The sequence below is a fragment of the Flagellimonas lutimaris genome, assembly GCF_051494225.1.
GTDB classification, from domain to species: Bacteria; Bacteroidota; Bacteroidia; order Flavobacteriales; family Flavobacteriaceae; genus Flagellimonas; species Flagellimonas lutimaris_A.
Genome location: NZ_JBNPYE010000019.1, coordinates 1 through 7,060 on the forward strand (window position 1 = coordinate 1; position 7,060 = coordinate 7,060).

Sequence of the window (7,060 nt, forward strand, 5' to 3'; positions counted from 1 at the left end):
TCACGTTTGTTGCTACTGTGCCCCCACCATCGGTAATCTCAACACTACCAGCATTCATAGCTGCTCCAGTGTTGTATTCGTTCGTAGGGTCCGCGTCCGCATCGTCCGTATCAAGGGCGGCAAGCTCGGCGTCCGTCGCAAAGGTCCCGTCAAGGTCAACCCCCGTGGCCCCCGTAGCGGCATTGGTCAGTTCCAAGGTCGTGCCCGTCAAGGCTACATCCGAAAGTTCGTTCGTAGGGTCCGCGTCCGCGTCGTCCGTATCAAGGGCGGCAAGCTCGGCGTCCGTCGCAAAGGTACCGTCAAGGTCTTGGCTAAGGGTGCCACCGGCATCCGTCACCTCGATGGAAGTTCCGTTGAGGGATACCCCGGTGTTGTATTCGTTCGTAGGGTCCGCGTCCGCGTCGTCCGTATCAAGGGCGGCAAGTTCCGCGTCCGTCGCAAAGGTGCCGTCAAGGTCAACCCCCGTGGCCCCCGCAGCGGCATTGGTCAGTTCCAAGGTCGTGCCCGTCAAGGCTACATCGGAAAGTTCGTTCGTAGGGTCCGCGTCCGCGTCGTCCGTATCAAGGGCGGCAAGTTCCGCGTCCGTCGCAAAGGTACCGTCAAGGTCAACCCCCGTGGCCCCCGCAGCGGCATTGGTCAGTTCCAAGGTCGTGCCCGTCAAGGCTACATCCGAAAGTTCGTTCGTAGGGTCCGCGTCCGCGTCGTCCGTATCAAAACCATCAACATAAGCCTTGGTCGCAGCATCCTGTGCTGCTGTAGGATCAGCCAGATTGGTAATCGCCGAACCTCCAGCATCGTTACCTTGAACCAAAACTTCATTAAGTGTTTGATTATCGGTATTTATCAAAGCTGCAAGATCAGCCAACGCTACAGCATAAGAATTGGAATCAGAATCAGCTATTACCAAGTTTGTATTTGTTCCATCTATTCCGAATGATGTTACCGTTGTATTTGAATCTGCAAAGACATCGCTCAAACTACTTAAATCAACATTTACATTTCCTCCATCTTCTAAAGAAAGGGACAAAATATTTGTAACATCATTAAAAGTAAAACCAGTCAACTGCTGATTATCTGAGGCTGTAAGCTCCCATGAATTACCATCCCAAAAATAAATGGTGCCGGTATTGGTATTTACATATATGTCTCCCAAATCCGCTCCCGTAGGGGTTACCGCACCTGAGCTAGAAACATCTGTACCTTTTAGAACTTCACAATTGCATTGGTCCTGAAGGGTTACTGTGGTTTGAGAAAAGGCAATTCCTGAAAAAAGCAGGAATATTAGTGCAAGTATGCTCTTTTTCATGAGGTTACTATTAGTTGAGGTTCTATGCTGTAGTTTTGTTGATTCTGTAAACTTCTGGTTTTTAAATTCTTTCGTGATTCAACACACCGAATTTTCAACCGAATACAAAATTACCCCCACTATTAAGCGTAGAAAATAATTGTTGTGAACACATGAAATCCAACTGTATAGCAGTCAAATTATGAGGTGACCCTACTATTTTTTCACGCTTTTTTCAATACAGTTCATCGATTAGCCCAAGTTTCCAGTATTGTTTGAGTAGGTGTAATCTTACAATATCGAATTAATATATAGATAAGTAGAAGGAGAGTAGAGCATCTGGAAACGACATTGAAATCCAAGTTGAATTCATAAAAAACGACCCCAAAAGGGGCCGTTTATATGGTGACAAATTGTAATTCTTTATTCAAATATGATAAACTCAGATCTTCTGTTAAGCTGATGTTGTTCCTCTGAACATTGAACGCCGTTCACACAATCGTTGACCAATCTGGTTTCGCCAAATCCTTCACCCTGTAACCTGCCAGAAGATATTCCCTTGGAAATCATATAATTTACCGTGGACTCAGCTCTTTTTTGCGACAACCAAAGATTGTAGGCATCAACACCGCGACTATCGGTATGCGAGTTTACCTTAATTTTCAAACTTGGGTATTTTTCCATGGCCACAATGACTTTTTGAATCTCTATTTCAGCATCTGGTCTGATGTTGAACTTGTTCAAATCGAAATAAATAGTACTCAACTGTAATAGCTTTGCCAAGTCGTCTCCAAAACCTCCAGTGACCACATCTCGTTCCAAATAGAAATCCACGATTCTAGGTTTTCCATCGGATATGGGCAAATATTCCTCGGCAGGCACATAACCATCTCGGGATGCCCTGACAAAATTACCTTTTGAGCAATCCAATTGTAATATATAGTTACCATCAGAATCTGTTATGGTAGATGAAATCTCGTTATTCTCCTCGTCGATAATCTTTACGGTAGCTCCAGCTAAGACCTCGTTTGAAATACGGTCCCTGACCGTTCCCATTACTTCCTGAATACAGTCCAAGATGAGTGGTTCATTCTCCACGAACTCGTATATATCATCGTCTCCCATGCCTCCATCCCTATTGGATGAGAAGTATCCGGTTTTGTTTTCTGAGTCGAAGATATAAGAGAAGTCATCCTTTGATGTGTTAACAGGTCTTCCCACGTTTACTACTGGTTGAGTATAATCGTTATAGGCAATCTTTGTTGCAAAAACATCCAGTCCTCCCAATCCTTGGTGGCCATCGGAAGAAAAATACAACACTCCATCTTTGGTGATGAAAGGGAAGGTTTCCCTTGCCATTGTATTTATGTTACCTCCCAAATTCTTAATGGGACCATAGGTACCATCACCAATAATATCCGTTACAAAAATATCCGACTCTCCCAGACTACCTGGCATATCGGAAACAAAGTAAAGCTTTTTACCATCAGGACTTAACATGGGATGTGCCACAGAATAAGAGTCATTATTGAACGGAAGCTCCGTAATATTGGTCCATTCACCATTAATATTTTCAGCACTGTAAATTTTTAATCGAATGATTCCTTCCTCATCTTTTTTCCTTCTACCATCCATGAAATTATTTCTGGTAAAATACATAGTAGTACCATCTTTAGTCACCACTGAAGTAGATTCGTGAAGTCTTGTATTGACTTCACCCTCCAATTTAAGAACATTATTGTTGGATACACTATCCGCGTTGACCTTGTATAAATCCAAAAAGTCCCTTGCATTCCATGTATGACGATACCGAGCAAAGTTCCCGGTGTCGCGATCAGAGGCAAAAATGAGCCCTTTCTCGTAATAAGCGGCGGCAAAATCTGAATATTTACTATTATATGGGAATGGTTTAACGGTGTATCGTCCCGAGTTTTCTTCAATCTTGGCCATGTAATCTTCATCAAAATCCACCATGGAAGAAGTCATCTCCCTAAAATTTTCCATGACACGTGTAGCCTGATCATAGTCCCCAACCGATTTCAAACTCTGCGCATATCGAAAAACATCCTCAACGGACATTTCATCTGGATAGGTTTCTTCTAGCTTTTTATATGTATTGGTTGCTTCTTGATACTTGGCATTAAAATAATAGGAGTTCCCCAGTTTTTTCAACAAATCGGGCGAGCTATACCCTTTGTCCAACACTTTTTTATAGATATCGATTGCGGGACTAAAAGAGTACTGTTTGTATTTTTCGTCGGCCCTTTCCATTACCCGGGTAATTTGCTTATCGGGAATACTATCCTGTTGCGCGGTTACTTTTACCAGACATCCGCAAACGATAATCAATAATGTGAGTATTCTTTTCAGCATTCTAAACTATATTAAAAGAATCTTGGTGATATGGTTCTTTGGAAGGATTTTAGCAATTCCAATCTTAAAAACACCTCAAAGGATCCATCGTTGAATTGTGTTCCTCCCAATTCCGTTGTTTCGCGATCATAGGCCAATCCCAACATAATCTGCTCGGATACTTGAAACCCGACCAAACCACTAACTGCGGCATCCCAACGGTACGCTGCGCCAAAACTAAATTTATTCGCAAACAAGAAGCTAGCGGAAAGGTCTACTTGCAATGGTGCCCCGCCAACAGCTTTTGTTAACAAGGCTGGCTTAAATTGCAAATCCGCCCCTATATCGAACACATATCCTGTGATCAAATAAATATTCATGCGCTCTGCCGATAGAAAGTTGACACCATCATCCGAGTTGTCATTGTCAAAATATTCCGATTCCAAAACGTTTGGTGCAGAAACCCCTGCATAGAATTTATCAGTGTGATAGTAAATCCCTAGCCCAAAATTGGGTGTGAACTTATTATCAATATTATTTTGATTGACTACTTCTTGGTCAAAATTCCTAAGTCCGTTGAAGTCCAAACTCAACATATTTCCACCGGCCTTCAATCCAAAAGATAATTTGGCATCCAGAGAAACATCAATGGTGTAGGATACTACGGCATCGAGATAGGTTTCCTGTACAACCCCGTCCCCAATATTGTCATTTACGATTGAGATACCATATCCCAGCCTACTATTCTGTATGGGTGAGTGCAGATTTAAGGTGAAGGTTTCTGGAGCTCCGTCAAGACCAACCCATTGCGATCTGTACAACCCAGCAAAACTAAGTTGCCCTCTTGATCCAGCATATGCAGGATTAACACTCAATGTATTGTACATATATTGTGTGTACTGGGCATCCTGCTGGGCCATTACACCCGTTGATACGATTCCAATAAACAACAACGTAGTTAAAAAATGCTTTTTTATCATTCTATCAATATTGTTATCTGCTTATATAAATGTATTCGGAGTCCGTAAAATTACCCTGTTCGGTTTCGTAATTAAAGATATAAAAATAAACCCCTGCCGGTAGGTAATCGTTTACACTCAGAGCTGATTTGCCCCTAACTCGTCCATCAAAAACATTGTTCACATTATCATAGTTACTGCCTTCAAACACCTTAGTCCCCCAACGGTTGAATATTTTAAGTGTGCTCGATTTGATGTATTCCACACCGCGAATAAACAAGAAGTCATTTTTTAAATCCCCATTTGGTGTCAACATTTGGTTTACTTCAATATCTTCAACAATTACAGTAACCGTAGCTGAATCGCAATTATCTGGATTTGCTGCTTCACAAATAGTATAATCAATGGTATAAGTACCAGCAGTCGTTCCTGAATTAACCCTTATACTACCATCTTCTTCATTGATAGTTAATTCATTTGTCGGCGTTGATGTCAATATGACGTCAATCAAGGATACGGTTTCATCGTTTAGGGTATCGTTGAACAATACATCACTATCTGCAATGATACCACCTCCTGAGCCAGCGTTGTAACCATCATCAACCGCATCGATAATATTATCCGCTCCTTGCATTACCTCAACAGTCACAGTTGCTGTATCACAATTTCCAGAATCAGCAGCATCACAAATGGTATAATCGATGGTGTACGTTCCTGCTTCGGTTCCCGGCACCACTCTTACACTTCCATCCTCGTTGATGATAAGTTGGTCCGTTGGTGTAGAAGTCAAGATAACGTTTTCAGGGGCAACAGGTTCGCCATTATAGGTGTCGTTGGTCAATACATTGCTATCAGGAATTGCTCCACCGTCACCTGTTTCCGCTGTGAAAGAATCATCCACAGCATCGAGCACATTGCCTGTCCCTTCCATTACCACAACCGTTACTGTTGCCGTATCACAATTATCCATATCCATCACATCACATATGGTATAGCTAATGGTATAGGTTCCCGCTTCAGTTCCAGACACTACGCTGACACTTCCATCTTCATTGATAACAAGTTCATCTGTAGGTGTTGAGGTCAAAATAACATCCATCAGGGTAACCAGTCCGCCATTGTATGCATCATTGGAAAGCACGTTGCTGTCCGGAATCACACCATCACCACCTGTTTCAGCAGTAAAGGAATCATCCACGGCATCGACAACATTGCCAGCTCCCTGCATTACCTCAACAGTCACAGTTGCAGTATCACAATTTCCAGAATCAGCTGAATCACAAATGGTATAATCGATGGTGTACGTTCCCGCTTCGGTTCCCGGCACCACACTTACACTTCCATCATCGTTGATGATAAGTTGGTCCGTTGGTGTAGAAGCCAAGATAACATCTGCAGGAGCAACAGGTTCTCCATTATAGGTGTCGTTGGACAATACATTGCTGTCGGGTACAATTCCACCTTCTCCAGTCTCTGCCGTATAGGCATCATCCACCGCATCGACAACATTGCCAGCTCCCTGCATTACCTCAACAGTCACAGTTGCAGTATCACAATTTCCAGAATCAGCTGAATCACAAATGGTATAATCGATGGTGTACGTCCCTGCTTCGGTTCCCGGCACCACACTTACACTTCCATCATCGTTGATGATAAGTTGGTCCGTTGGTGTAGAAGTTAAGATAACATCTGTAGGAGCAACAAGTTCTCCATTATAGGTATCATTGGACAATACATTGCTATTCGTGATTACTCCTCCATTTCCATCTTCTACCGTATAGTTATCATCGATAGCATCCAAGGTATTGGCGCCTACTTCAATATATATGGTTGCAGAAGCACACACACTAGGATCTGGCAATACATTGCAGACTTGGTAAATTATAGTAACTGTTGAATTGGATTCAGATGCTACAGGTATATAGTTCACGAAACCAGTTTCGTCATCAAAAGTAACAACACCAGATGCGTCGCCACCAATTCGTGATAAATTGGTAACACCTACATTATTTGATGCATTATTTGGTAGATAGTCGTCATTCTCTAAAATATTTATCGCGACTTCAGTAGTTGCGGGTGTAGAACCAAAGTCATCATTGGCATTAGCCGTTAATGGGTCTGGGTCTGTTTCATTTGGATTGCCATCATCATCGCAATCCAGTGCCTCCCAATCTGCTGATTGTGGTAAGGTTACACTTTCAGGATTGTAGTCGCATGGATTCAGTGGATCTGTTCCATCCTCGGTCTCATCGCCGTTGGTAACCCCATCCCCATCACAGTCGGAGTTGTTCCAAGTCGAATCAGGGTCAACCGTTTGGCTATCCAGCACAAAATCACAAGGGTCTTGTGGGTCCGTGCCATCCTCATTCTCTTTTTCGTTGGTCACACCATCGCCATCACAATCTGCTTCTAGATAGTCGCCACTTTGTGGAAGGGTAATACTGTCAGGGTTATAATCACATGG

The 7,060-nt window shown here is 42.9% G+C and carries 4 protein-coding genes; all 4 read right to left on the minus strand.

The features are described 5' to 3' along the window. On the minus strand, positions 1-1,306 hold a 1,306-nt coding region (locus ACQQ5U_RS19265; RefSeq protein WP_437400082.1), incomplete at its 3' end, for a hypothetical protein. Between the two features lie 402 nt (positions 1,307-1,708). Then, a complete protein-coding gene (locus ACQQ5U_RS19270; protein WP_437400084.1) occupies positions 1,709-3,658 on the minus strand; it encodes an OmpA family protein in 1,950 nt (649 codons plus the stop codon). An 11-nt stretch (positions 3,659-3,669) separates the two neighbouring features. Further along, entirely contained in the window at positions 3,670-4,617 is a 948-nt protein-coding gene (locus ACQQ5U_RS19275; RefSeq protein WP_437400086.1) for a PorP/SprF family type IX secretion system membrane protein, read from the minus strand. 13 nt (positions 4,618-4,630) lie between these two features. After that, positions 4,631-7,060: Ig-like domain-containing protein (locus tag ACQQ5U_RS19280; protein ID WP_437400087.1), on the minus strand; the 2,430-nt coding region annotated here is incomplete at its 5' end.

Coding starts and splice junctions, on each gene's coding strand:
- ACQQ5U_RS19270 (WP_437400084.1), bottom strand. CDS start 3,658: ATGCTGAAAAGAATACTCACATTATTGATTATCGTTTGCGGATGTCTG.
- ACQQ5U_RS19275 (WP_437400086.1), bottom strand. CDS start 4,617: ATGATAAAAAAGCATTTTTTAACTACGTTGTTGTTTATTGGAATCGTA.